The 26,141-nt window shown below is 69.0% G+C and carries 21 protein-coding genes; 6 read left to right on the top strand and 15 right to left on the bottom strand.

The window, feature by feature from the left end; translation table 11 throughout:
- Window positions 1–5 precede the first annotated feature (5 nt).
- The 8 genes from IE237_RS32455 to IE237_RS32420 form a co-directional block, all read right to left on the bottom strand.
- Window positions 6–953 (bottom strand): ABC transporter permease, encoded by a 948-nt coding sequence (locus IE237_RS32455; RefSeq protein WP_189805734.1) that lies wholly within the window; start codon window positions 951–953, stop codon window positions 6–8.
- Window positions 950–1,939 carry an ABC transporter permease gene (locus IE237_RS32450; RefSeq protein ID WP_189805733.1) on the bottom strand — a complete coding sequence of 330 codons (990 nt, stop codon included), beginning with the start codon at window positions 1,937–1,939 and terminating at the stop codon, window positions 950–952. Before IE237_RS32450 ends, IE237_RS32455 begins: the two co-directional genes overlap by 4 nt.
- Window positions 1,936–3,372 (bottom strand): sugar ABC transporter ATP-binding protein, encoded by a 1,437-nt coding sequence (locus IE237_RS32445; RefSeq protein ID WP_189805732.1) that lies wholly within the window; start codon window positions 3,370–3,372, stop codon window positions 1,936–1,938. The genes IE237_RS32450 and IE237_RS32445 overlap by 4 nt, the downstream gene beginning before the upstream one ends.
- Window positions 3,366–4,454, bottom strand: coding sequence for a Gfo/Idh/MocA family protein (locus IE237_RS32440; RefSeq protein ID WP_189805731.1), 1,089 nt, complete (start codon window positions 4,452–4,454; stop codon window positions 3,366–3,368). Before IE237_RS32440 ends, IE237_RS32445 begins: the two co-directional genes overlap by 7 nt.
- A 307-nt stretch (window positions 4,455–4,761) precedes the next feature.
- Complete coding sequence (locus IE237_RS32435) at window positions 4,762–5,667, bottom strand: carbohydrate ABC transporter permease (RefSeq protein WP_189805730.1); 906 nt, start codon at window positions 5,665–5,667, stop codon at window positions 4,762–4,764.
- Entirely contained in the window at window positions 5,667–6,584 is a 918-nt protein-coding gene (locus IE237_RS32430) for a carbohydrate ABC transporter permease (protein WP_189805729.1), read from the bottom strand. Before IE237_RS32430 ends, IE237_RS32435 begins: the two co-directional genes overlap by 1 nt.
- Before the next feature lie 33 nt (window positions 6,585–6,617).
- Window positions 6,618–7,781: an extracellular solute-binding protein gene (locus tag IE237_RS32425; protein WP_440862299.1), complete on the bottom strand. Its 1,164-nt coding sequence runs from the start codon at window positions 7,779–7,781 to the stop codon at window positions 6,618–6,620.
- A 674-nt stretch (window positions 7,782–8,455) separates the two neighbouring features.
- Window positions 8,456–9,256 (bottom strand): DeoR/GlpR family DNA-binding transcription regulator, encoded by an 801-nt coding sequence (locus tag IE237_RS32420; protein ID WP_189805727.1) that lies wholly within the window; start codon window positions 9,254–9,256, stop codon window positions 8,456–8,458.
- Between the two features lie 403 nt (window positions 9,257–9,659).
- Between IE237_RS32420 and IE237_RS32415 the strand changes: the two genes are divergently transcribed.
- From IE237_RS32415 to IE237_RS32400, 4 genes are all read left to right on the top strand, one after another.
- On the top strand, window positions 9,660–10,565 hold the full coding sequence (locus IE237_RS32415; protein ID WP_229843041.1) for an ROK family protein: 906 nt from the start codon (window positions 9,660–9,662) through the stop codon (window positions 10,563–10,565).
- Window positions 10,562–11,488, top strand: a complete 927-nt coding sequence (locus IE237_RS32410; RefSeq protein ID WP_189805726.1) for a 1-phosphofructokinase family hexose kinase — start codon at window positions 10,562–10,564, stop codon at window positions 11,486–11,488. Before IE237_RS32415 ends, IE237_RS32410 begins: the two co-directional genes overlap by 4 nt.
- Before the next feature lie 139 nt (window positions 11,489–11,627).
- On the top strand, window positions 11,628–12,578 hold the full coding sequence (locus IE237_RS32405) for an SIS domain-containing protein (RefSeq protein ID WP_189805725.1): 951 nt from the start codon (window positions 11,628–11,630) through the stop codon (window positions 12,576–12,578).
- Between the two features lie 98 nt (window positions 12,579–12,676).
- Entirely contained in the window at window positions 12,677–13,513 is an 837-nt protein-coding gene (locus tag IE237_RS32400) for a class II fructose-bisphosphate aldolase (protein ID WP_189805724.1), read from the top strand.
- 226 nt (window positions 13,514–13,739) lie between these two features.
- Here IE237_RS32400 and IE237_RS32395 read toward each other — a convergent pair whose 3' ends face one another.
- A complete protein-coding gene (locus IE237_RS32395; protein WP_189805723.1) occupies window positions 13,740–14,117 on the bottom strand; it encodes an ATP-binding protein in 378 nt (125 codons plus the stop codon).
- A 462-nt stretch (window positions 14,118–14,579) separates the two neighbouring features.
- Window positions 14,580–18,005, bottom strand: coding sequence for a ThuA domain-containing protein (locus IE237_RS32390; RefSeq protein ID WP_189805722.1), 3,426 nt, complete (start codon window positions 18,003–18,005; stop codon window positions 14,580–14,582).
- A gap of 336 nt (window positions 18,006–18,341) precedes the next feature.
- Here IE237_RS32390 and IE237_RS32385 point away from each other — a divergent pair, with 336 nt between their 5' ends.
- Window positions 18,342–19,382: a LacI family DNA-binding transcriptional regulator gene (locus IE237_RS32385; protein WP_189805721.1), complete on the top strand. Its 1,041-nt coding sequence runs from the start codon at window positions 18,342–18,344 to the stop codon at window positions 19,380–19,382.
- A 106-nt stretch (window positions 19,383–19,488) separates the two neighbouring features.
- Here the strand turns inward: IE237_RS32385 and IE237_RS32380 are convergent, their stop codons facing one another.
- Window positions 19,489–21,243, bottom strand: a complete 1,755-nt coding sequence (locus IE237_RS32380) for a ricin-type beta-trefoil lectin domain protein (protein WP_189805720.1) — start codon at window positions 21,241–21,243, stop codon at window positions 19,489–19,491.
- A 598-nt stretch (window positions 21,244–21,841) separates the two neighbouring features.
- On the opposite strand from IE237_RS32380, the gene IE237_RS32375 reads away from it, so the two are divergent.
- Window positions 21,842–22,108, top strand: a complete 267-nt coding sequence (locus IE237_RS32375; RefSeq protein ID WP_229843039.1) for a helix-turn-helix domain-containing protein — start codon at window positions 21,842–21,844, stop codon at window positions 22,106–22,108.
- 112 nt (window positions 22,109–22,220) lie between these two features.
- On the opposite strand, the gene IE237_RS32370 is transcribed toward IE237_RS32375, so the two are convergent.
- Genes IE237_RS32370 through IE237_RS41815 form a run of 4 tightly spaced genes read right to left on the bottom strand, consistent with a single transcriptional unit; the run spans window position 22,221 to window position 26,138 of the window.
- On the bottom strand, window positions 22,221–23,585 hold the full coding sequence (locus IE237_RS32370) for an alkaline phosphatase family protein (RefSeq protein WP_189805718.1): 1,365 nt from the start codon (window positions 23,583–23,585) through the stop codon (window positions 22,221–22,223).
- On the bottom strand, window positions 23,585–24,775 hold the full coding sequence (gene eboE / locus IE237_RS32365; RefSeq protein WP_189805717.1) for a metabolite traffic protein EboE: 1,191 nt from the start codon (window positions 24,773–24,775) through the stop codon (window positions 23,585–23,587). The genes IE237_RS32370 and eboE overlap by 1 nt, the downstream gene beginning before the upstream one ends.
- Entirely contained in the window at window positions 24,775–25,641 is an 867-nt protein-coding gene (locus IE237_RS32360; protein WP_189805716.1) for a TatD family hydrolase, read from the bottom strand. Before IE237_RS32360 ends, eboE begins: the two co-directional genes overlap by 1 nt.
- 14 nt (window positions 25,642–25,655) lie before the next feature.
- Complete coding sequence (locus tag IE237_RS41815; protein ID WP_229843144.1) at window positions 25,656–26,138, bottom strand: EboA domain-containing protein; 483 nt, start codon at window positions 26,136–26,138, stop codon at window positions 25,656–25,658.
- Between the last annotated feature and the right edge of the window lie 3 nt (window positions 26,139–26,141).

The raw sequence follows: 26,141 nt of genomic DNA, 5'->3' as shown, positions 1-26,141 counted from the left end.
GTTCCTTACGAGGTGAGAGCGGGGGGCTTGCGGCGCCGTGGGCGCCATGAGGGCTGGAGGGTTCCGAGGGCGACGGCAACGATCAGAATGAGCCCCTGCACGGTGAACTCCAGTGCGCCGGAGATTCCGTGCAGGTTGAGCAGGGTGAAGAGGGCTTGCAGGGTGAAGGCTCCGGCGATGGCGGCGGCGACCGAGCCGCGGCCGCCTCCGAGCACCACGCCGCCGAGCACGACGGCGGTGATGACCTGGAACTCCAGGCCCTGGCCGACCTGGGCCGACACCCCGGCGAAGCCTCCGAGCAGAATGGCGCAGACCGCGGCGGACAGTCCGGACAGGACGAAGGCGATGGTCTTGACCCGGTGGACGCGTACGCCGGACAGGGCTGCCGCAGTCTGGTTGTCACCGGTGGCGACCAGGGTTCGGCCGAAGTCGGCCCTCATCAGCCAGACCACGTAGGCCACCACTGCGCCGAGGATGAGCGCCGACCACGGCACCGGCCCGATGGTGCCCCGCCCGAACTGACGGAACTGCTCGCTGAGCGCACCGCGCGGGGAACCGTCCGTCCACAGCGAGACGGCGCCGGACAGGATCAGCAGCATGCCGAGGGTCACGATGAACGACGGCACCCGCAGCAGCGTGGTCACCAGTCCGTTGACCGCTCCGACCAGCGCGCCGAAGGCGAGAAGCAGAGCGATCACCGGCCAGGTCGCGCCCGGGTCGCCATCGACCAGCCGTGCGGCGATCACCACCTCGGCGGTGACCAGCGAGCCGACGGAGAGGTCGAACTCACCTGACACGATGACGAAGTACTGGCCGGCGGCCAGGATCGCCAGGGGTGCGGCCCGCTTGACGAAGGCCAGGAATCCCTGCGGTTCGAGGAAGTACGGGTTGGCGATGGCGATCGCGACGAGCAGGACGGTCAACACGCCGAAGATGGGCAGGTTGCGTCTCATCGGGCGTACCTCCTGCGGGCGTAGACCGCCAGGGCCGCGACGAGGACGACGCCGCGTACCACGTCCTTGGCAAAGGAGTTGATCTCGAGCTGATTGAAGCTGCTGTCGAGGACCGCAAGCAGCAGGACTCCCCCGACCGTGCCCGCGACGCCGCCTCGGCCGCCCGCCAGTGCGGTTCCGCCGAGCACGACGGCGGCGACGGACTCCAGGTCGTAGCCGCCGTCGGTGCCCACCGTGGGGGCTCCGGCACCGAGCCGGGCGGCCAGCAGCAGTCCCGCCGCGCCGGCTGCGAGGGAGCACAGGACGTGCGTGGTGACGATGACCCGGTCGGTCCGGACCCCCGACAGCCGTGCGACTTCGGGGTCACCGCCGACGGCGAAGATCCGGTAGCCGAGCGTGGTGCGGCTCAGCAGGAACCAGGCCGCCACCGCGATCGCGAGCCAGAGCAGGGCGGAGACGGGCACTGGGCCGATCCGGTCGAACCCGATCCTCTGGAACGACTCCGGGACGTGGCCGGCGGGCCCGTCGTACCGGCTCTCCAGGACGCCCTTGATGATCAGTGCGACGCCCAAGGTGGCGATGAAGGCGTGCACCTTCAGCCTGGTGATGACCAATCCGTTCACCAGGCCGACCACGGCGCTGACGACGAGGGTGGCACCGATCCCTGCGAGGACTCCGTACTCGGCCATGGTCTCGGCCGCGATGAGCGAACTCAGGCTGATCAGGAAGGCGACCGACAGATCGAGCGAGCCGGCCAGGATGGCCAGGGTCTGCCCGACGGCGACGATGCCGAGGGCTGCCGACCGCTGCTGGATGCCGACGATGTTCGCCTGGCTGAAGAACTGGCCGCCGTCGATGGTGAAGAGCAGCCAGCCGACCACCAGCATCAGGCCGAGGGCCAGGAAGACGGGGCGGGCGGGGCTGTCGACGGCCAGGCCTCGCGGGGTGGGTCTCTTCGCCCACAGCGTTGCGATGTGCTGGGTCATGATCCGGCCGCCAGGTGCATCACGGCTTCCTCCGAGGGGTTTGCGGGCAGGTGGCCGGCTATCCGGCCGTCGCGCAGGACGACGATGCGATCACTCATGCCGATGAGTTCGGGGAGCTCCGAGGAGATCATCAGGACGGCCATGCCGTCCTCGGCGAGCTCCCGGACGAGCTCGTGGATGGAGGCCTTCGCACCGACGTCGACACCGCGGGTGGGTTCGTCGAACAGCAGCACCTTCGGAGCCACTGTCAGCCACTTGGCCAGCACGACCTTCTGCTGGTTGCCGCCCGAGAGGAGACGCACCTCCTTCTCCGGGCTCGGCGGGGCGAGACGGACGCGCTTCAGGAGGTCCAGCACCTTCGCTCCGGAGCGTTGCCCGCGGGTCCGGGCCACCAGCAGCGCGTTGTCGCGGACCGACTGGTGCAGCGCCAGTCCTTCGGACTTACGGTCCTCCGTGACCAGGCCGAAGCCGGCGGCGATGCCCTCCTGCACGGATCTCGGGCGCTTGGGGGTCATCTCGCCCCGGCTGAAGGGCTCGGCGCCGAAGAGCGCCTTGGCCAGTTCGGTGCGGCCCGCGCCCTGGAGCCCGGCGACCCCGACGATCTCCCCGGCGCGCAGTTCCAGGTCGATGCCGTCGAGCCGGTCGTTGCCACCACCGCTCACCTTGAGCAGTACGTCCCCGGCCTCGCGGGTCGCGCGCGCCGGGTAGTAGTCCGTCACATCACGGCCGACCATCATGCGGACCAGGTCGGCGGTGGTGAGCTGGTCGATCGGCACGGTGGCGACCTTGGCGCCGTCCTTCAACACGGTGACGCGGTCAGCGAGTTCGAATATCTCGCGGAGCCGGTGCGAGATGTAGAGGACGGCGATGCCGCGCTCGCTCAGCTGCCGCACCAGCCGGTAGAGCAGCTCGACCTCGTGCTCGGCGAGGGCCGCGGTGGGCTCGTCCATGACGACGATCCGGGCGTCCACCGAGAGCGCCTTGACGATCTCGACGACCTGCTGCTGGGCGACCGACAGCCGGGCCACCAGGTCGCGTGGGCCGAAGGAGAACTCGCCGAGTTCGTCCATCAGCAGGGCTGTGGCCTTCTCCATGGCCTCCCGGTCGACCAGGCCGCGGCGCGCGGGTTCCCGGCCGAGGAAGACGTTCTCGGCGACGGTCCGCTCGGGGAGAAGCGTCAACTCCTGGTAGATGATCGATACACCGGCTCGCCGGGCGTCGATCGGGTGCCCGAACTCCACTGCCTTGCCCTGGAGTTCGATGGTGCCCTCGTCGGGCCGGTGCACTCCGGCGAGGATCTTCATCAGGGTGGACTTCCCGGCGCCGTTCTCGCCGATGAGGGCGTGCACCTCCCCCGCGGCGACGTCGAGATCGACGTCGCTCAGCACCCGCGCACCGGGGAAGCTCTTGCCTATGCCCGTCATCCTCAGCATGCGACCCACCCACCCTCCCTGACGGACCGAAGGATCTGGTCGGTGATGTGAGCGGCACGCGCACCGTCCTCGAACGTGGGCAGGCCGTCACGGTCCTCACCCTGGATCGCGGCGTAGGCGTCGGCGACGAACGCGTCGAAGCAGTCGTGGAAGCCCTGCGCGTGGCCGGCCGGGAGCGGCGAGTAGGGCTTGGCGGCCCTGGAGAGCGTCATCGGGTCGCGCACCAGCGTGCTGGAGCCGCTGCGTCCGCCGAGCCAGAGACGCTCGGGGTCCTCCTGGTCGAAGGCGAGGCTGCCGGAGGCCGCGGAGACCTCCAGGAACAACCGGTTCTTGCGGCCGGGGGCGACCTGGCTGAGGGAGACCGAACCGAGTGCGCCGGTCGCGGTGGCGAAGTGGACCGTGGCGAGGTCCTCGGTGAGGGCCGGTCCGCTCAACCGGTCGGCGACGACCACGGAGGCCTGCGCGCAGACCTTGGCGATCCGGTCGCCGGTCACGAACTCCACCAGGTCGAACCAGTGCGAGCCGATGTCGCCGATCGTGCGGCCGGGTCCACCCTGCTTGGGGTCCACCCGCCAATTGTCATCGGTCGACCTCAGCAGCCAGTCCTGCAGGTAACTGCCCTGGATCAGACTGATCCGGCCGAGGTCGTCGAGCCGCGCCCTGGCCTCACGGACCATCGCGTGGAAGCGGTAGGCGAAGGGGACCGCGGCGACCACACCTGCCTCCCGGGCACGGCCGGCCATCATCGCGGCGGTGGACGCGTCGGTGGCCAGCGGCTTCTCGCAGACCACGGCCAGTCCGGCGTCCAGCGCCTTGAGCGCGATGGGCGCGTGCAGGTGGTTGGGGGTGCAGACGTGCAGAACGTCGATGAGACCCGACTCGATCAGCTCATCGGCCGATTCGAATGCGTTCTCCGCGCCCAGGATGCGGGCGCCTTCCAGAGCACTGTCCAGGTTCGCGCCCGCGACACCCACCAGCCTGGCACCGGCTTGCCGGACGGCTCGGGCGTGGACCTGCCCTATGAAACCAGTTCCGACGAGTCCAGCTCTTACTTCCGCTGACTGTCGTCTTATGTCGAGCATGGGACGGATCATATGAACGACTTATGATGACCGTCAACCATAAGTGCAGCCGATTCCGCGATTAGTCAGATGGCTAGGGAGCAGCTGCCCCGGAGGCGGCACACGGTCGACCAACCAGCCCGCACCCGCACCGAGTTGGCGCAGTTCACCGGTGTCTCCAGGTTCACGGCGGCGCCGCGCCTCGACGCATTCCTCGACCAGCAGTGGGACGTCAGGCTCCTCCGCGCGGGATGGCCAACGTCAGAGCGGCCCGACTCGCTGACCAGAGAAGGACGAGCGAGCGGGCCGCGAGCGGCTCACTGGGCTACTACTTGACGGATCCGGCGGTCAGTCCGGAGACGACCTTGCGCTCGATGAGCGCGAACAGGATGACGACAGGAACGATGGCGATGACGGAGCCGGCGAACAGGTAGTTCCACTGGACGGTGTAGTTGCCGATGAAGCTGTTGATGCCGACCGTGAGGGGCTGGTTCTCCGGGATGGTGGAGAGCGTCAGACCCATCACGAACTCGTTCCACGCCGCGATGAAGGTGAAGATCATCGCGGTGACGACGCCCGGCATCGCGAGCGGCAGGGTGATCCGCAGCAGCGCGCCGGCCCGGCCGAGGCCGTCGATCATGGCCGACTCTTCGAGTGCCTCGGGGATGGAGGAGAAATAGGCCGTGAGGATCCAGATCGCGAAGGCCAGGTTGAAGGCGGCGTTGCACAGGATCAGGGTCCACACGGAGTTGAGCATGTCCAGTTGGTAGAACTCGCGGTAGAGCCCGACCAGCAGCGACGTCGGCTGGAACATCTGGGTGACGAGCACCAGGAGCAGGAACAGCTTGCGGCCGCGGAACTTCATGCGCGCGGTGTAGTACGCGGCGGGAATGGCGACCAGCAGTACGAGCAGCGTGGATCCCCCGGCGACGAGCAGCGTGACGCGGAGATTGTCAACCAGATGGGACTCGCGCCACACGTCGACGAAGTTCGACCATTCGAAGGCGCCCGGGAGGTAGGTGGCGTCGCGCAGTTCGTGCGCCGGCCGCAGCGCGGTGATCACCATCTCGGCGTACGGCAGCAGGAACACGGCGGCCAGAAGCCAGGCGACTGCCGTGATCAGCAGGGTGCGCGGCCCCAGGGTCCGCGCGGTGCGGGGAGCGGACTTCCGGGTCTTGGCGGGGGCGGGGGCGGGGGCCCCGGAACGTGTGGGGGTCAGAGTGTTCTGGGCCATCAGGTCTCCTCCTGGTTCCAGCGGCTGGCCTTCAGGAAGAGGACGACCATGCCCACCACGAGCACGAAGTTCACGACGGACATCGCCGCGGACTGGCCGATGTCGGAGTTCTTCAGCTGGTACATGAACACCGTGGTCGTTGCGGTTTCGCTGTCCGGGCCGCCGCGGGTCATGCTCCAGATGATGGGGAACGAGTTGAAGACGTTGATCAGGTTGATGACCATGCCGACGAGCAGAGCGGGCCTCAACAACGGCAGCGTGATCCGCAGGTAGGTCTGCCTGGCGTTGGTGCCGTCGACCTTCGCGGCCTCGTACACCTCGGTCGGAATGGTCTGGAGTCCGGCGAGCAGGGTGTAGGTGGTGAACGGCAGCGAGACGAAGACGGCGACGAACATCATCCAGGGCCAGGCCGTGGACGGGTTGCCCAGCCAGTCCTCGGGACGGTCGATGAGCCCGAGGTCCGTCATCGCGGTGTTGAGGACGCCGGCGGTCTGGTTGAGCATCCATTTGAAGCCGATGGCGGTCATCACCAAGGAGGCGGCCCAAGGCGCGATCAGGGCCCAGCGGGTGACGCGGCGGCCGGGGAACTTCTGGTTGAACAACTGGGCCAGTGCCAGCGAGATCCCCATGGTGGCGGTGACCACGACCAGCGTCCACACGACGGTGGCCACGACGATCGAGGGCAGGGACGGCTCGTCGAACAGCTGCTTGTACTTGTCGAATCCGGCCGAGCCGCGGACGAACCCGCTGCTGCTGATCTTCAGGAACGACGTACGGACCATTTCATAGACGGGCCAGAGCACGACGACGACGATGAGCAGGACGGCCGGACCGACCCAGGGCAGCGGCCCGAGGCGGGCCAGGCCACCCCGGCCCTTGCGGGCGGGGCGGGAGGCAGTGGATGAATTGCTGGACACGGAGGTGCCTTCCCTGACGTGGGGTTCGCCGGGCTACTTGTCGGCGACAGCCGTCTCGGCCTTCTTCTGCAGTTCGCCCAGCACCTTGGCCGGGTCGTTCACGGCCGTGCCGCCGCTCTTCTTGATCTCGGCGGATACGGAGTCCCAGGTGGTGTCGCCCAGCGGGTAGAAGACCGCGTTCGGCAGCAGGGCGAAGAAGGGTTCCAGGTCCTTGTGCTTGCCGTTGGTGGTCATCTCCTTGAGCGTGTCCTTGGTGACCGGCATCAGGTTGTACGTCTCGTCGAACTTCAGCGTGTTCTCCTTCGAGTACGCGAAGTCGAGGAACTTGCGCACCTCTTCCTTGTGCCCGCCGTCCTTGAAGGCCATCATCCAGTCGGCGACGCCGAGGGTGGACTTCAGTGCCCCCGCCCTGCCGGGGATGGGCGCGACGCCGTAGTCGACCTTGCCGTCCTTGGACATCTGGATCAGGGAAGGATGGCCGTTGAGCATCGCGGTCTTGCCGGCCGCGAAGTCGGCGAACGCCGTCTTGCGGTCGGTGGTGGCGGGGTTGGCGTAGGTCAGGCCGTTCTCGACGAGGTTCGACTTCAGCCAGGAGAAGGCCTCCGTGTTCGCCTTGCTGTCGAGCGTGTACTTGCCCGCCGCGTCCGTGTAGCCCCCGCCGTTGCCGAGTTCCCAGATCAGCGACTCTCCCTGGGCCTCCTCGGGGCCGAGGGGCAGTGCGTACGGCGTGACGCCAGGCACCTTGGCCTTGATCTTCTCCGCCGCCGCCTTGAGGTCGTCCCAGCTCTTGGGCGCCTCCTTGATGCCGGCCTTGGCGAACACGGCCTTGTTGTAGAAGAACGCGCGAGCGGAGGAGACGAACGGGATGCCGTACTGCGTGCCGTCGACGTCGCCCGCCTTGGCGAAGCTGTCGATGACGTTGGCCCGGGTCTGCTCGGACAGGACCTCGTCCGCCTTGTACAGCAGATCGTCCGCGACCTTGTCGGCGTAGCCGCCCGTCTGCAGGATGTCCGGCACGTTGCCGCTCTGGATCATCGTCTTGACCTGGGCATCGATGTCGTTCCAGTTGATCACCTGGACATCGATCTTGATCTTGGGGTTGGCGGCGGTGAAGCGCTCCGCCACGTCCTCCCAATAGGCCGTCGAGCTGTTCGACGCCTTGTCGCCGTAGTCGGCGGCGACGAGCTTCAGCGTCACGTCACCGTCCGCAGAACCACCCCCGCCATTGCCGGAGCCGCACGCCGTGAGCGTGAGCACACCAAGCGTGCAGGTCGCAACGAGCAGCCGCTTCTTCATGATCAGTACCGCCTCTGTGTCTGCCGGCTGTCGGGACGACGCAACCGGGGAGTTGAACCAACAGCAGACGCGAGACATGCGCAAACCTGGATGATGTCACTGGTTTTCGCTCACTAACGAGCATCTGCTTCTGCCGCAGTAAACACGAACGCCGGTATCTCCACCAAGAGCCGTTACGCGAACGATGCCAAGTCCGCCTACTGGCAATGGGTTTCAGTGCGCTGCGTACTGCTTCCTCCCAGCCAAGGACAGGGTGCGCCCGGGGGCAATGAGGGCAGGTACCTACACTGCCGCCGTATCGATAGGTACGTGCCGGCAGCCTGGACGTCTTCACGGTCGCCGACCTGCACCTCGGGTGGGCAGGCCAACGAGACCGGCGGTCTGCGGCGGTGTGACGGCCGAGGGCGACGGCGACTACGTCAGCCGGGCGGGGCAGAGCAGGCGAAGGAAGAGGACGGCGGCACCGGAGACCGGCGATGCGGGACCGCCACGCACAGCCGTCCCGCCTCCCGGCGTGGACCGGCTGCGCCGCATGGGTTCGTACGGGTGCACGGAGGCTCGGCGCCTACCAGCGCTCAGACGGCGACGACCTCAATGCCCGCCTCCGTGAGCCGGGCCGCCATGTCCGGGGCGATGCCGGAATCGGTGACGACCACGTCGATCCGGTCGAGGCCGCAGATCCGCGCAAAGGCACGCTTGCCCATCTTGGAAGAGTCTGTCGCCAGGATGACCTTGCGGGCGCGTTCGGCGAACAGCCGGCTCATTCCGGCCTCGTCCTCGTGATGCGTCATGACCCCCAGCTGCGGGTCGATCCCGTCGACGCCGAGCACCGCCACGTCGAGCACCACCTCGTTCAGCACCCCGGCCGTCAGCGGGCCCACCAGCTCATAGGTCTGCGGTCGCGCCACACCACCGGTCACCACGATCTTGAACTGCGGCCGGACCGCCAGCTCACCGGCGATGTTCAAGGCATTGGTGACCACGGTGTACGAGGGGCCCGAGAGGCTGTCACCCGCTTCAGCCGGGCCCGCGCCGACCCGGAGTACGAGCGCGCGCGCCACTTCGGTCGTGGTCGTGCCGCCATTGAGGCCGATGACTTCTCCGGCTCCCAGCATCTCGGCCACGGCTCCGGCGATCCGCTGCTTCTCGGAAGCCCGGCGGGAGGACTTGTACCGCAGGGGAAGCTCGTACGAGACGCCGTGCGCGATCGCCCCGCCCCGGGTACGGACCAGCAGCCGTTGCTCGGCGAGTTCGTCGAAGTCCCTGCGGATGGTGGCTGCCGACACCTTCACCGAAGCGGCCGCCTCCTCCACGTCCAGCTTGCCTTCGACGGCCAGCAATTCGAGCAACTTGCTCCACCGATCCTGCTTGGACATCCGTCTCACCCTTCCGTGGCGCTGGGACTTCCGAGCGCACACCCGGGGTCTCGCGGCAGGTGCGGGGACTCACAGCCGACAGGAGAAGCATGCGCGAAGTTGATCGTAGTACCGCCAGGATCCGCGCACAGCGGGGACCAGCACTTTCTGCACCTCGGACGAGTGTGAGGCACTCCTCTCTGGACCTCAAGGGCCATACAGCACATACTTCGAACACTCGCAATGCACGAATACGCGCGATTTTTCTGGTGTACGAGCATGATCTCTCACACAGAATGGTTCGGAAGTGATGTACAGCTACGCCTCGCCCCCCTCGACCTCGGCGGTCGGAGCGGAAGCGGGCAGATCCGACCGAGGTCGCGCCCCGGAGGGCGTGATCGCTCTCGACGTAGGGGGGACCGGCATGAAGGGCGCGGTCGTGGACCGCTCCGTGAAGCCCGTCGCGTCCCTGCACGTGCCGACGCCGCGCGCCGACGGACCGGAGGCTGTGGTCGACGCCATCGCCGGCGCACTGCTCGCTCTGACGGACAGGGCCGCAGCGCGCGGAGTAACGGTCCGCGACGCCGGTGTCGTGGTCCCGGGCATCGTGGACGAGGACCTGCAGAAGGCCGTCTGGTCCGCCAACATCGGCTGGCGCGATCTCCCACTCGCCGCCGTTCTCGCTGCCCGTACCGGCCTGCGCGTGACACTGGGCCACGACGTCCGCGCGGGCGGCGTCGCCGAGTGCGTCCTGGGCGCGGCACGCGGTGCGCAGAACGTGCTCTTCGTGGCAGTCGGAACTGGCATCGCCGCGGCCCTCGTCTGTGACGGCCGGCCCCTGCGCTCCGGCGGGTTCGCCGGCGAACTCGGCCATATGGTGGTGCGCGCCGGCACCGTGTGCGCCTGCGGCGGGACCGGATGCCTGGAGACCGTGGCCTCCGCGAGCTCCATCGCAGCGGTCTACGGCGCCCGCACCGGACGTCCGGTCGCGGGCGCGGCCGATGTCGCCGCGCTGGTCGAGGCGGGCGACCGGACGGCCCGGGCCGTCTGGGCCAGTGCCACAGAAGCCCTGGCGGAAGCACTCGCCGCCGTGACGACGCTGGTCGCCCCGGAACTGATCGTCCTGGGCGGAGGCCTGGCCGAGGCGGACCGGCTGCTGCTCGATCCCGTACGGGACGGCCTGACCGCGCGACTCACCTTCCCACGCGTCCCGCTGCTCGTCCGGGCCGAGCTCGGTGACCGCGCGGGGTGTCTGGGCGCCGGCCTGATGGCATGGCAGGCGGCAGGTCACCCCATCCCCACCCCCCTGACAGGAGCCTCCGGTTCGTGATCATCACCGTCACCCTCAACGCCGCTCTCGACGTCACCTGGAACGTCCCCTCGCTGCGACCCCGGTCCTCCCACCGTGTCGACACGGCATACGAGCAGGCGGGCGGCAAGGGGATCAACGTAGCCCGAGTGCTCGCGTTCCTCGGGCACGCTCCCGTCGCCACCGGGCTGGCGGGCGGTCCCACCGGGCGCGCCATACGCGACGGGCTGCGCTCCGCGGGCATTCACGACGCGTTCACAGCCGTGGAGGGCGACTCCCGGCGCACCCTGGCCGTGGTCTCGGGTGACGACGGCGACGCCACCGTTTTCAACGGGCTGGGCCCGACGGTGTCGTCGGCGGAGTGGACGGCCTTCTCTCGGCACTACGCCTCGCTGATCCCGGGTGCGAGCGTGGTGGTCCTGAGCGGCAGCACGCCTCCCGGTCTGCCCGGAGACGCCTATGCCCAACTCATCCGCGGTGCGGCCGCGGAGGGGGTGACGACGGTGCTCGATACATCGGGACTCGCCCTGTCGGCCGCTCTGGAAGCCGGTCCCGACGTGATCAAGCCCAATGCGGAGGAGCTCAGGGAGGTGACCGGGGCCGCCGACCCCGCGGCCGCCGCCGCGGAGCTCCGCGCCCGCGGGGCCCGGGCGGTCGTGGTGTCGGCGGGTCCGGACGGTGTGCTCGCCGTCACGCCGACGGGCACATGGCGCGCGGCGCCTGCCGAACGGCTCACGGGCAACCCGACCGGCGCCGGCGACGCCTGCGTCGCCGCCATCGCCTCGGGCCTGGCGGCCCACGCACGGTGGCCCGACATCCTGCGCGAGGCGGTGGCCCTCTCGGCCGCCGCCGTCCCGTGCGCCGTCGCCGGCGACATCGACGCCACCGTCTATCACCGACTCCGTCAAGTGATCCGCGTGAAGGAGAGCGGACACCGCTCATGACGCTTGAAATTGCTTGTAATGAGGCCTCTTTGAACATATCTTGGCAGACGTGATGCTCTTAAAGCGCAATCAACGCACCGGGCACGGCGCGCGCTACGACCCTCCGTCCTGTCCCCCTCCTTCGAGCCCAAGGAATCCCGTGACCACTGTCGAGACCTCCCGCACGTCGTTCGAGATCGCATCCCAGCCCGACACCTGGCGGCGTGCCGTCGCCTCCGTCCACTCCTACGCGGAGGTCCTCCCCCGGCGGGGCGAGCGCGTCGCGGTCATCGGCTGTGGCACCTCGTGGTTCATGGCCCTCGCCTACGCGCAGCTGCGGGAGAGCGGCGGACACGGCGAGACCGACGCCTTCGCCGCGTCCGAGTTCCCGGCCGACCGGACCTACGACCGCATCATCGCCATCACACGCTCCGGAACCACCACCGAGGTCCTCGACCTCCTGACACGGGTCAAGGGCACGGTCGCCACCAGCGCGATCACCGCCGACCCCACAACGCCCGTCATGACGGCCGCCGACGCCGTCGCCGTGCTGGACTTCGCCGACGAGCAGTCCGTCGTCCAGACCAGGTTCGCCACCACGGTCCTGGTCCTGTTGCGTGCCCACCTCGAAGCCGAAGGCGCGCTTCCGGCCGGTGTACGTCCACTGGCCGACGCCATCGAGGACGCCGAGCGCGCTGTCGCGGAGCCGCTGGACCCCGCGGTCTGCGGTGCCGAGCAGTTCACCTTCCTCGGAATCGGCTGGACCTACGGCCTCGCCCTCGAAGCCGGCCTCAAGATGCGCGAGGCCGCCGGCGCCTGGACCGAGGCGTACCCCGCCATGGAGTACCGCCACGGTCCCATCAGCATCACCGGCCCCGGCCGCGTCGTCTGGCTGTTCGGCGCCGAACCACTGGGGCTGACCGATGACATCGACGCCGTCGGAGGCATCCACGCCGGTGCGTCCAGTGACCGGGCCGAGGCTCTCGACCCGCTGGCGGACCTCATCCGAGCCCAGCGTCTCGCCGTTCACCTGGCCGAAGCACGCGGCTACGACCCCGACCGCCCCCGCAACCTGACCCGGTCCGTGATCCTCACGTCCGCCGGCGCCTGAGAACAGGTCCCGTACCCCCGCACCGGCAGGGCCGGTGACGTGGACACCGCTTCCACGTCGCCGGCCGTTCCTTCGTCACCGCTTCGTGGAGAACGCTCATGCCTCTGACCCCCACAGACGACATCGTCCGGCCCGCTCGCGCCACCGACACGGGTGTCGGCGCCTTCAACGTCGTGCAGATCGAGCACGCCGAGGCGATCGTCACCGGGGCCGAACGCGTCGGACTGCCCGTCATCCTGCAGATCAGCGAGAACACCGCGCGCTACCACGGCGCCCTCGCCCCGATCGCCGTAGCCTCCCTCGCCATCGCCGCCTCCTCCTCCGTTCCGGTGGCGGTGCACCTTGACCACGCCGAGTCCATCGAGCTCGTTCACGAAGCGGTGGACCTCGGATTCACGTCGGTCATGTTCGACGCCTCCACCCTGCCGTACAGCGCGAACGTCGCCGCCACTCGCGAAGTGACGGACCACTGCCACCGGGCCGGCGTGTGGGTCGAGGCGGAGCTCGGAGAAGTCGGTGGCAAGGACGGGGCCCATGCACCCGGCGTCCGGACGGATCCGGACGAGGCCCGCGCGTTCGCCGCGGCGACCGCCGTGGACGCCCTGGCCGTCGCGGTGGGCAGCTCGCACGCCATGCTCACCCGTAACGCCGAACTCGACCTCGCCCTCATAGGGCGGCTGAAGGACGTGCTCGACGTGCCGCTCGTGCTCCACGGCTCCTCGGGGGTCGACGACTCCGACCTCGCGAAGGCCGTCGCGGCCGGCATGACCAAGGTGAACATCTCCACCCACCTCAACAAGCTGTTCACCCGCACGGCGCGCGAGCGGCTGGAGGCCCTCCCCGACGTCGCCGACCCCCGCAAGTACCTCGGACCGGCGCGAGACGCTGTGACGGACGAAGTCGCCCGGCTGCTGGAAGTGCTGGCAGGACGCTGACCGCGAGGCGGAGCATCGAAGGCCCGGCCACTGCGGTGTCCGGGCCTTCCGCATGCGTCGCCGAGGGCATCGGCACCGGCCGCGGGGCCCGCGCCGTGGCAGGACCGCCGGCCTTGGCCATGAAGACGGCCCGCGGCCTCGCCGGTCAGGACGAGGGTGGCCGCGGGCCGTCGCTCAGGGGTGCCGCCGTCAGGCAGCGGGTGGAAGGGCTGGAGGCCGCTCCACGTCAGATCGAGCTGCTGAAGCACCACTCCGCAGGTGTCGAGGACCGAGGGCCGCCGGATCCCGGGGATCTCTGCTGTCCGACCCGCAGGTCGGCCCAGACGAGGTGGCCCGCATAGGAACGAGTGGCTCCCCAGGCCACCGCCAGCATCGCCACGATGTCGAGCCCCCGGACGGTCGTACCCTTCGCCGTGGCGGTTGCCGGCCCCGATCGGAGTTCCCAGCCTTCGCCCCGGTCGCCCACCACGATGTGGACCGAGAGGCCACCGTCAGCGAGCAGTACCTGCCGGAGTGTGTGCCATACGGGTCTGGTGCCGTGACGCAGAGCGTTCGTCACGAGCTCCGCGTCGATGCGCACCGCGGCCTCGACCAGATCCGCCATGCCCCATCCACACAGCATCTCTCTGACCTGCCGGCCTGCCTGGACCACGGAGAGCGAGGGGCCGGCGGAGACCCGCCACAGCGGAGCGGACCGAACGACCTGACGGTGATCAGGGGCAAGAGGACGGTTCATGACGACTCCCGTGCGGTGAGGCCCCCCATCCGGTCCTGAGCACGGACCGGACATGTCCAGGAAAAGGCCTCGTCGCGAGCGGAACAATGCGGGCGCATCCCTATTCGCCGCGAGGGTTCCGTAGGTAGTAAGGCACGACCGCCCCTCACGCACGGTAACTGCGGAGGTACGCGGACGGGAGCGGGCGGGGAGATCCTGGTGGCCCCCTGGGACGGAGCGGAGCAGGTGTTCGAGAAGGCGGTACCCCTCCCCCGTCGGGGCACCGCCCTGTCCATGGGAATCCTCCCGTGGGGAAGGGCGGGTCGGCACTGCCCACCCTTCCCCACGCACTCAGGTGATCGTGACCGGGCGCGTGAAGGAGTGCTTGGCGCCCAGGTTGTCGGTCACCGTGAGCCAGGCCGTGTAGGTTCCCGGCGCGGCGTAGGTGTGCGCGGTGCTGTAGCTGTGCACCTCCGCGCTGTTGTCACCGAAGGACCACGCCTGGTCCACTATCGTCCGCCCCGGGGGCGGTGTGACCGTCGCGGAGAAGTTCATCGTCCGCGCCGTCGTCGTCGAAGCGGTGACGGTGGCCGTTCCGCCCGCGCCGGACTCCTGCTTGACGCCCCGGCCGTTGAACCGCAGCCAGTCCAGCGACAGCAGGTCACCCGTCGCGTTCGGGTTGTTGACGACCAGGTACAGATCGAACGTCCGGTTCGGGTTGGTCAGCGGCACCGTGGGCGAGACCAGGGTGTCGTAGCTGCCGGTGTTCGGGATGGCGACCGACCCGAGCAGCTGGCCCGTGGGCGAGTCGGCACGGAATTCGACGGTGGCTCCGACGGCCCCCGAAGACGCGCCGAGCGTGACCGAGTTGATCAGGTGAAGGTTCTGCGGGGAAAACTTGATCCAGTCACCGTGGTCCAGGTCGCCGACCCGGACACCACCGTGCGCGGTGGTCCGGTTCAGGTTCACCGCGCCACTGGTGGTGTCGAAGTGCTCGGCCTCCATGAACCTCGGCCGCAGCTCCACCTCGGTGGAGCCGGAAAGGGCGGGGACGGTGCCGTTCAGCGCGCCGCCGTCGGTGTACTGCGCGCTGACCACGGCGTAGAGGTTCTGGCCCGCGCCGTGGCCGTCAGCACCGCTCGGGTCGGTGAGCAGCGTGCCGCTGCACCCGGTGTAGGTGTCCAGTGGGTGGGCGTGCGAGTCGTGCCCGAGCTTGGTCTGGACGGTCACACGGGAGCAGTCGACGGCGGTGTCCTCGGGGTCGGTGACCGTCACCGTGTACGGGATGCGGTCGCCCCATTCGTAGACGCCGCCGTCCGGGATGTTGATCTTCACCGTGGGCCGGGTGTTGCCGACGGTGATCTCCTTCAGCGCGGAGTTCGACCCGGCCGCGTTGGCAATCGTGAGCTTCGCGGTCTTCTTGCCCGTCGTCCCGTAGGTGAACGTCGGGTTGGCCGCTGTGGAGTCGACCGTGCCGTTGTTGTCGAAGTCCCACTTGTACGTGAGGTTCGTCCCGGTGGACCCGTTGCTGGAGAACGCCACCGTCAGCGGGGCCTTCCCGCTGTCCTTGTCAGCCATGATGCTCGCGACCGGTGCCGGACCGTTGGGCGTGTAGTCGATCCGGTAGATGCCCGAGCCCTCGTTGCTGCCGCCACGGCCCGATCCGGAACCCTCGCCGAAGTCGATGACGTACAGCGCGCCGTCGGGGCCGAACTCGGCCTCGAACGGCTGGGTCCACGTCATGTCACCGAAGATCCCGTTGATCGACTGCAGGTCGCCGACCTTGGTGGGTGCGAACTTCGAGTTGGTAAACGTCTGCGCGGTCTTGTGGATGGACAGGGTCTTGAACCACTGGCGCGTCAGCTCGAAGGTGATCCACTTCCCGTCGAAGTACTCAGGGAACTTGTTCGGGTTGGTGTTGGCCGCGTCGTAGTCGTAGACCGGCCCGCTCATCGGGCCACCGCCGCCGGTGCCCAGTTCCGGGAACTCGGCGGAGGCGGAGTAGGCGTACGACACCAGCGCCGGCTTGGACGGCGGCAGGTTCTGCAGGCCGGTGTTGTTCGGGGAGTCGTTGACCGGGGCCGCACAATTGAACTTCGCACCGGCGGTGTCGGTGGCGAAGTCGTAGTCGTTGAACGGGGTGTTGTTCCCGACGCAGTACGGCCAGCCGTAGTTTCCGGCAGAGGTGATCCGGTCGAACTCGACGGTGCCCTCGGGACCGCGGGTCGCGTTGGCGCTGCGCGCGTCCGGGCCGTAGTCGCCGACGAGCACGGCGTTGGTCTGCGAGTCGACGGTGATGCGGAACGGGTTGCGGAAGCCCATGGCGTAGATCTCGGGCTTGGCCTTCGCGGTGCCTGCGGCGAAGAGGTTGCCCGACGGGATGGTGTACGTGCCGTCGGCCTGCGGCTTGATGCGCAGGATCTTGCCGCGCAGGTCGTTGGTGTTGCCCGACGTGGCCTGCGCGTCGAACGCGGCACGGCCCGCCCGCTCGTCTATCGGGGTGTAGCCCGAAGACTGGAACGGGTCGGTGTTGTCACCGATCCCGGCGTACAGGTTGCCCGACTTGTCCATGGCGAGCGAGCCGCCCAGGTGCGAGGCCGCCCGGCTGCCGCTGGGCGCGAAGACCGGGATGGTCAGCAGCCGCTTCTCCGAGGAGAGGGCGACCGAGTTGCCCGACACGGTGAACCGCGACAGGTTGAGCCGCGACTCGGTCTTGTCGGACCACAGGACGTACAGCCACTTGTTGGTGGCGAAGTCCTTGTCCAGGGTCAGACCGATCAGCCCGCCGGACTGGCTGGTCTGCTCGGCGGTGTAGTCGAAGTCCAGCAGAGTGGTGACCGCCAAGGTGGCCTGGTCGATGACCCTGAGGGCACCGGTGCGCTCGATGTAGAACACCCGCTTGTCGGGAGCCACGGCAAGCTCGAACGGGTCCGACAGGCCGTCGGTGACCAACGGGACGCGCGTGTAGGAGCTCTTCTTCGTGGGGCTGCAGTCGCCCTCGACAGCGCCGGCGGCCCACTCGATGCCGTACCGCAGGTGCTCCAGGAACGCCGGCTCGCTGAACGCCGAGGCCGAGTGGCCGCCGGCCGTGTACCAGGACCGGCCGCCGTCGTAGTTCTGACACCACGAGTACGCGTGGTCGACGCCCTCGTCCAGCTTGTTGTCGCCGTCACGCACCTTGATCTGTGCGAGCGTGTGCACGTTCCCCGTCGGGTTCGTGCGCCAGTTGTACCACTCCTCGTTACGCTCCCAGAGCTCCGGCAGGTTCTTCGTCGACGGGTGGGCGCGGTCGAGGACCTTGATCCGGCCGGGGCCGGTGCCGCCCGTGGCGTTGTAGTCGCCGTGGAAGTCGAAGATGGTACCGACGAGACCGGCGTACCAGTCCCAGTTCCGCTCACTCGCGGTCGCGGCGTGCAGGCCGGTCCAGCCACCGCCGCTGCGGATGAACTTCTGGAACGCCGCACGCTGGTTGGCATCGAGCAGCGGCGGCGAGGTCTCGTTGGAGTTCGTGTTGTTGAACACGATGACGTCGAAACGCGCCAGGTTCTCGTCGGTGAACGCGGCGGCGTCGGTCGTGGACTCGACCTCGAAGTCGTGGTCGGCGCCCATCTTCTCGATCGCGGTGACGCCCGCCTCGATCGAGCCGTGGGTGAAGAACGTGGTCTTGGAGAAGACCAGCACCCGGAACCGGGATTCGTGGGCTGCGGACGGCACCGCGGCCGCGAGGACTGACAGTACGGCGGCGACCAACGCCGCCACCCATCGCATGTGTTTCATCGACGCTCCGAATCGTTGCCGCGCTGACTGGCCAGGCAAAGTGCAGATCAGTTGCGCAATACTGCATCGAGAAGACGAAGTTCCGTCATCTCCAATCATTTCTCAGGATCAGAGTCACCCTAAGCCCGGCCTGGGCGACCGCGGTGGGGGTGTCGTATACACGACACCCCCACCGTCCGCGCACGACCCGTGCACGCGATGGGTGACGACGGACCGGACCTGCGGGAAGCCTGATCGATGATCAGGACCGCACGGGGGCCGCTACCATCCGAGGCAATGGGCTCTCCGCGCCGGCCTCGCCGCTGGGCCCATGCCGCCCACCCGAGGAGTCCGCGCATGAACCGGTCGCAGCGCCATCCGGTCACCCTCGCCGACGTCGCCGCCGAGGCGGGCGTCTCGCTGGCGACCGCCTCGCGCGCCCTGCACCCGGGAGCCCGCCGTGTGAGAGAGGACCTCAAGGCGAAGGTCCTGGACACCGCGCGCAGACTCAACTACTCCACGAACGTGCAGGCACAGGCGGTCGCGAGCGGCACGAGCAAGGAGATCGGCCTGCTCGTCCACGACATCGCCGACCCGTACTTCTCCGCCATCGCCGCCGGTGTCATGCGGGCCGCGGACGTACACGGCCTCCTCGTCACGCTCTGCGACACGGCGCGTAGTCCGGAACGCGAGATCGACCACTTCGCCGCACTGCGCAGCCGGCGCTGCCGCGCCGTCATCCTCGCCGGCAGCCGCAGCGCCGACACGAAGCTCAACGATGCCCTGCGGGCGGAGGTCGACGCCTTCCGCGCCACGGGAGGCCGCGTCGTGTCCATCGGCCAGCACCGGCTGCCGGTCGACACCGTCGTCCTGGAGAACCGTGCCGGCGCCCGACAGCTCGCCCAGGCGTTGGTCGACCTCGGCCACCGCCGGTTCGGTGTGGTGGGCGGCCCCCCGGACCTGCTCACCGCCCGCCACCGCCTCCAGGGCTTCCGGGAAGGGCTGGCCCACATCCCCGGCGCCTCCCTCGAAGCGGTCGTCCACGGCGACTTCACCCGCGACGGGGGCCACGAGTCCATGGGACAGCTCCTCGCGGAGGGCCTCGCCCTCGACTGCGTGTTCGCGGCTACCGACATCATGGCCGTCGGCGCGATGGCGAAGTGCCGGGATCTCGGCATCGCCGTCCCCGACGACCTCGCCTTCGCGGGCTTCGATGACATCAGCACCCTGCGCGATGTCACTCCCGCACTGACCACGGTACGGCTGCCACTGGAACACATCGGGGAGACGTCGGTCGATCTCGTGGTCACCACGGAACCCGAGGCGGCCCCCCGCCTTCGGCGGGTGAAGGGCGAGGTCGTCGTCCGGGCGAGCACGCCCCCACGTGAGCGGCGCTGACGCAGGCACCGTCCACGGCGGCAGGAGGGACGAGACACCCCTCTCGGAGGCGGCGGCCGACCGGCCCCGGCAGAGCGTGCCGGGGCCGGTCGACTCTTTCCGGGGGTCAGTTGGGCAGGACCCAGATCTGATTGCCCTGGTTGGGCTTGGACACGCCGCAGGCTCCGACGATGATGGGGTTGGTGTCAGTGGTGCGGGAGTAGTAGTCGTCGGCGCAGAGGTTCAGGCCGGTGTTCTTCAGGTAGCCGTTGCGCTGATACGCCCACTTCTGACTGGCGCTGCCGTTGCACGGGTTGAGTACCGCCCAGTATCCGATGTGGCGACTGTCGGTGCTCTTGTAGGTCGCGTCCAGGCAGGCGCCCAGGGTACGGATGGTGCCGTCACCCTGGACGGTCCAGCGCTGGTTGGCGCCGCCGTGGCAGGTGTAGAGGGTCACCGGGTTGTTGGGTCCGGAACCGCTGTTGGCGTCGTCCAGGCACTTGCCGCCGATACCGGAGATCTGCCCGGTGGGCTTCTGGCCGGTGCAGCCCGAGCCGGGCTTGATGCGGAAGATCGCCGTACCGTGTGCGGGCACCGATGCGCTGATCGTTCCACTGCTGCTGGACGTGGTTCCCGTCCAGAGGTCCTTGACCGATGCGGTGCAGGCCGCGCCGCCCTGGAATCCCACGCCCGTGAGGGTCGTGCTCAGGGTCGCGGTGCTGCTCCCGCGGTTGAGCAGCGCGACGGCCCGGTCGCCGTTCGCCAGCGGGCGGGCGAGGATGTCGGCCGAACCGTTCTGGGAGACGATGCCCGCCTGCTCGCCGAGCGCGTCCTGGTCGATGGCGATGATGTCGGTGTTGGACAGTGTGGACAGGGAGTCCGCGGAGAGGTTCGCCACGTCGACGCTGAGGATCAGCGGCGAGGCCATCATCGCCCACAGGGCGAACTGGCTGCGCGACTCGTCCTTGGTGAGGGCGTCACCGGTGATGAGGAAGTCGGGGTCGTTCCAGCTGCCGGGTGCCGCGTAGCGGGCGAGCTGGGAGTTGTAGGCGTACTGGGCCATGACCCCGGCCTGGTTGATGTTGGTGCTCCAGGCGTTGTGGGTGGAGCGGTACATCTTGACGTCATAGCCCTCGCGCCAGAGCTGGCCGCTCTTGCTGGCCTCGTCGATGACCGTGTACCAGTCGGCGAGGTCGGACTTGCCGATGTAGAAGTACGCGGGGGAGGACTCCGAGAAGACCATGTCGCGCTTGCTCGCGTTGGCCTTCATCGCGGCGCCGAATTCCTTGTACGCCTTGATGTACCCGGCCGCGTCACTCGCCGCGGCAGGCATGTTGCAGCCGTCGAGCTTGATGTAGTCGACGCCCCAGGAGGCGAGCAGGTCCACGTCGGCCTGATAGTGGCCCCAGCTGCCCGGGTAGCCGCCGCAGGTGTAGGTACCGCTGTCCAGGTAGACCCCGTACTTCAGGCCCTTGGCGTGCAGTTGGTCCCCGAGCCACTTCATCCCGTGCGGGAAGAGAGTGGGGTCGGCGACGAGGTTCCCGGAGGTGTCACGCGACTTCGTCATCCAGCAGTCGTCCACGGTGACGGTGTCGTAGCCCTTGCTCGCCAGCCCCTTGCTCACGAGGGCGTCAGCCTGCTCGAGGAACAGACTCTCGCTGACTCCCTCGTCGCCGGTGTTGGGGTTGTTGGGCCGGCAGCCGAACCGGGCCCAGTTGTTGAACCCCATGGGCGGAGTGACGGCCAGCGAGTGGCCGGAGGGGCTGGTGGCCGTGGGCGAGGCCTCGGCGCTGGGCACGAACACGAATGCCGACAGGGCGGCGGCTGACGTGGCCAGGGCGACGGCGGTACGCGCGATGGTGTGGGGAGATGGACTTCGCATGGGGAATGTGTCCTTGCCTTGGTCGTGGAGGCGGCTGGGAACGCACGCCCGAGCCGGAGCGGGGATTACTCCGACCATGTGGTTCCGGACGGCCCCTCGCGTGAGTGGCTGAGTGGACCGCGACACCCTTCCTGGTGTCAATAGTTGCTTCATACGGCAGAGAGTTGAGCAGCTTCAGTCACTTGACTTGCTCTTACGTGCACCCGAGGCCTCTGCAACGGTGGTTGCCGGACGCGGGCGTGAACGACGGCGCGGCGGCGGCACAGCTCGGGAGCGATCCCGAACGCGGCGGCGCCGTGTCAGGAGGATGTCGTCGAATCGACCGCGGGGACACGTTGACTGCGGATCGCACCCCTCTCTAGCCTTGCTACCGACAAGGGAAAGAGCTTTCCGTCAGCCTCGGGACCACTCCTGGTCCACTCAGAGGGACGCGACTTCCCGGGGCGCGTAACAGTCCAGAGCGCCCTGCGGAGCAACCAAGCCATCCGTCACACCGGTCCTTTCGGACCGTCTCACACCCTTGAGGACACCCATGGCGAGAGTCACGGCGGACAGCCAGGTTCCGAGCCACCCGCCGCTTCCGCAACCGGGTGACGCCGTGTCCGCGTCCGCCGACTGGCTGACCGAGGAGACAGGTCATCTGCTGGCGCTGATGGCGACGGGCGCCACGGACCGGGCCATCGCCCGGATGCTGGGCGTCAGCGAACGGACCGTCCTCAGGAGGATCACCCGCGTCCAGCAGCAGCTGGGCGCTCAATCCCGCTTCCAGCTGGGGCTTCTCGTCCATGGGCTGCAATGGCTTCCCTTATCCGTCCCTCCGGCCCGGCCTGCGGTGGAGCGCGTGACCGGTCCGTCCGACTCCTGAACTCCTCCTGTGGGCAGGGGTGTTCGGCACCCGCAGAGCTTGCTGTACGTCTGAGGGGCGGTCTTCGTCGAGACCGCCCCTCAGAGCTACGGCCGCCGGCCCACCGGTCTCCTCAGCGGGAAAGGCAGGACAGCAGGAACTGTTTGACCTCGGTGGCGTGGAAGCGCGCCCGGGCCCGGTCGGGAGCGGAACACAGCAGGACGGGAGCGTCCTCGGCCTTGGCGGGGATGCGTCCGTGGCTGCCGCGAACGCATCCGGGGTCGGTCGGTACGACGGCCATCGTGCCGCGGATGCCGAGTTTGAGCTTGGCCAGGGCAACGGCGGCCCGTGCCATCACCAGCGGGTCACCCGGGTCGAAGAACAGCTCAGCCGGGTCGTACCCCGGTTTGCGGTGGATCTCCACGCCGCGGGCGAAGTCCGGTGCGGCCTGGTCCTCCAGCCAGTAGTAGTACGTGAACCAGCTGTCGGGAGCGGCCACGGCGACAAGCTCACCCGACCGGGCGTGGTCGAGGCCGTGGTCCGCCTGCCCCGAGCGGTCCAGGACCTCGTCGACGCCGTCGAGCTCGCGGAGCACCTCGCGCACGCGCGGCACGTCCGCCGGGTCGGCCACGTAGACGTGGGCGATCTGGTGGTCGGCGGTGGCGAACGCGGAAGAGGTCCACGGGTCGAGGTATTCCATGCCCTGCTGCCGGAACACCTTGAGCAGCCCCGCGCGGCGCAGGGCCCGGTTGATGTCGACGGGGCGGCGCACTTCGGTGATGCCGTACTCGCTCAGGGCCACGACCGTCGCGCCCCGGGCGAGGGTCTCGTCGAGGAAGGGTCCCAGGACCTCGTCCAGGTCGCGGGCGGCCTTCCGTGCCTGCGCCGAGTCCGGGCCGTGGCGTTGCAGGTCGTAGTCGAGATGCGGTACGTAGGCGAGCGTCAGGTCCGGGTCGTACCGGTCGACGACCCGCCGGGCGGCGTCGACGATCCACCGCGTGGACGCGAGGCCGGCCCTGGGCCCCCAGTAGTCGAACAGCGGGAAGACGCCCAGGTCGGCCGTCAGGGCGTCCCGGAGTTCCGGCGGGTTGGTGTAGCAGTCCGGGGACTTGCGCCCGTCGTAGTGGTACACCGGCCGCGGGGTGACGGTGATGTCCACGTCGGCGCCCATCGCGTACCACCAGCAGATGTTGGCCACCGTCAGGTCGGGCCGGGTCCGCCGTGCGGTCTGCCAGACCTTCTCGCCGCCGACGAGCCGGTTGTGCTGGCGCCAGAACGCCACCTCGCCCATCTCCCGGTCGTACCAGCCGTTTCCGACGATCCCGTGCCCGGACGGCAGTTCGCCGGTCAGGAAGGTGGACTGCACCGAGCAGGTGACCGCGGGGAGGACCGTCTCCAGCTCGGCGCTGAAGCCGGTGTCGGCGACCGCCCGCAGGCGGGGCATGTCGGCCAGTGCGCGCGGGGTGAGCCCGACGACGTCGAGGACCACGACACTCATCACGAACTCCTGTTCACGGAGGAATGGGGGGTCTGCTCGGTGAGGCCCAGGGTGAGCAGCTCCCGGCGGGTCCAGTCGAGTTCGGCGGCGATGCCCGCGGCCAGTTCCTGCGCAGTGCGCGGCGGGACGGGCAGCACCGACCAGGTGTACGTCTCGACCTCCAGGTGCGTGGTGCCGGGCCGCTCGGTGGCGAGCAATGCGGCGAGGGCTCGCAGCAGTACCGGCCGTGTGCTGGTCAGAGGCGGTTCGGGGTCGGCGTGCAGAGGGACGTGGAAGTGGGAGCGCCAGGGTGCGTCGCGATTCATCGCCATGGAACCGGCCAGCGCCTGTGGCAGGTCGTCGACCCCGGTGGGAGGTGCTCCGGCTCGCCGGGTCTGGTGGAGGAACCGGGGTTCGATGAAAGCGGCCAGCGCCCGGCGGACGTCCGGGTCCGCGGGCCGTTCGGCGTGCAGGGCGCAGGACAGCTGTGCCTTGACGACGCCCAACCCGGCCCGGTCCAGCTCCCGCAGGGCCGCGCGCGGGTCTTCGAAGGCGACGGCGAGATGGCACACGTCGAGACAGATGCCGAAGTACTCCGGATCCATATGGCGCAGATGGTAGGCGGCCTGGCCGGTCGTCTCAACGACACAACCGGGCTCCGGCTCCAGAGCGACCCTGATCGTACGGCCGGTGTGGTGGCGGATGCCTTTGAGCCTGCGCCCGAGTTCGTCCAGGTTCCGCAGTGCCTGAAGGTGACGCTCCGGGGTCCAGTCGGCACGCCAGCCGAGCGGAAGGGTGGAGATGGAACCGGTCGTGACATCGTCGGGCAACAACAGGGCGAGCACCCGTGCGAGGTCGGCCGTGAACTCCAGCCGAGGCCGCGAGGACCAGTCGGGACGGTAGACCGCGCGCTTGACCACCGGCTGGTGGAAACCTTGGTAGGGGAAGCCGTTGAGAGTGACCACCTCCAGTCCGCGCAGGTCGAGCTCGGTGCGGAGCCTGAGCGCGGCACGGGGATCATCGGCCAGGGCGGCGGCGACGGGCTGGGCGATCCACAGGCCGATACCCAGCCGGTCCGCTGCCAGCTGCTCCCGGACGGGGACTGCGTAGGTGTCGAGCTGGTCCAAGATCCCGGCGAGATCTTCGGCAGGGTGCACGTTGGTGCAGTAGCCGAGGTGGACGTCCTCGCCGCTGCCGTGACGGAACCTCATCAGCTGCCGCCCCTGCGTACGGAGTTGCCGGCGTACTCCGAGGTGTCCGACGGAGAGCCCACCTCGGACACGTGGTCCAGCGTGAGCCGCCCGCTCTGTGCGTAGAACTCCACGGGGTTGCGCCAGAGCACCTGATCCACGTCGTTCTCGGTGAAGCCGGCGGCGCGCATGGCGGAGGCGGTGACGAAGGTCAGCAGCGGGTCGCTGTGACCCCAGTCGGCAGCCGAGTTGACCAGCACGCGGGAGGTGCCGTGGTCCTGGAGGATGCGCACCATGCGGTCCGGGGTCATCTTGGTGTCGGGGTAGATGGAGAATCCCATCCAGCAGCCGGAGTCGGCGACGAGCGGCACGGTCACCTCGTTGAGGTGGTCGACCAGGACCCTGCCGGGTCCGATGCCGGAGGCCTTCACGAGTTCGAGAGTACGGGCGGTTCCCACGGCCTTGTCGCGGTGCGGGGTGTGCACCAGGGCCGGAAGGCCGCTCTCCTTGGCGAGGCCCAGCTGAAGGATGAACGCCCGCTCCTCGGCCTCGGTCATCAGGTCGAAGCCGATCTCGCCGACTGCTACGACACGGTCCTTGAGCAGGTACCGGGGCAGCTCGTCGAGGACCGGCGAGCACCGCTCGTCGTTGGCCTCCTTGGGGTTGAGGGCGAGGGCGCAGAAGTGCTGGATTCCGTACTGGGCGGCACGGTACGGCTCCCAGCCCAGCAGGGCGTCGAAGTAGTCGGTGAAGCTGCCGACCGAGGTGCGGGGCTGGCCGAGCCAGAACGCCGGCTCGACGAGTGCCCGAACCCCGGCCGCCTGCATGGCCCGGTAGTCGTCGGTCGTCCGGGAGGTCATGTGGATGTGGGGGTCGAAGATGCGCATGGCGCGGGCTCCTGTCACGCGGGGGAATCCGGGTCGAGCTGCCGCCGCACGTCCGCGGGGACTTGCCGCCCGGCGGCGATGCGTTCGGCGGCGAAGGCCGCGAACATGCGGTCCAGTTCGGGATCGCGGCGGCGGGCCAAGCCCGCCACCACGTCCAGGGGCACACCGAGGAACACGCACTTCAGCACGGCCTGCCGCCACTGCTCCTGGTCGAGACGGCGTGCGGCGTACGGTCCGACGGCCGCAGCGACGAGCCGGGCGTCGTTGGTCCGCAGAGCGTCCTCGACCAGGCCCTTGGCGTGCGCCTCGACGCGTCCGGCCTGGTCGAGCAGGGGCAGGGCGCGCAGCACGGCGATCCGCTCGGCCGTGTCCCCTCCGTCGTACAGTTCCATGAGGACGGAGGCGAGTTCGGCTCCCGTGCCGGGCAGGGCCTGGAGCAGCTGGATGCGCGTCGCCTCGCCCAGTGCGGGATCGGGACCGACGCTCCGTGCGGCCACCGG

Source organism: Streptomyces tanashiensis (assembly GCF_014648895.1).
GTDB classification, from domain to species: Bacteria; Actinomycetota; Actinomycetes; order Streptomycetales; family Streptomycetaceae; genus Streptomyces; species Streptomyces tanashiensis.
This window is presented reverse-complemented; position numbering and strand designations above follow the sequence as displayed.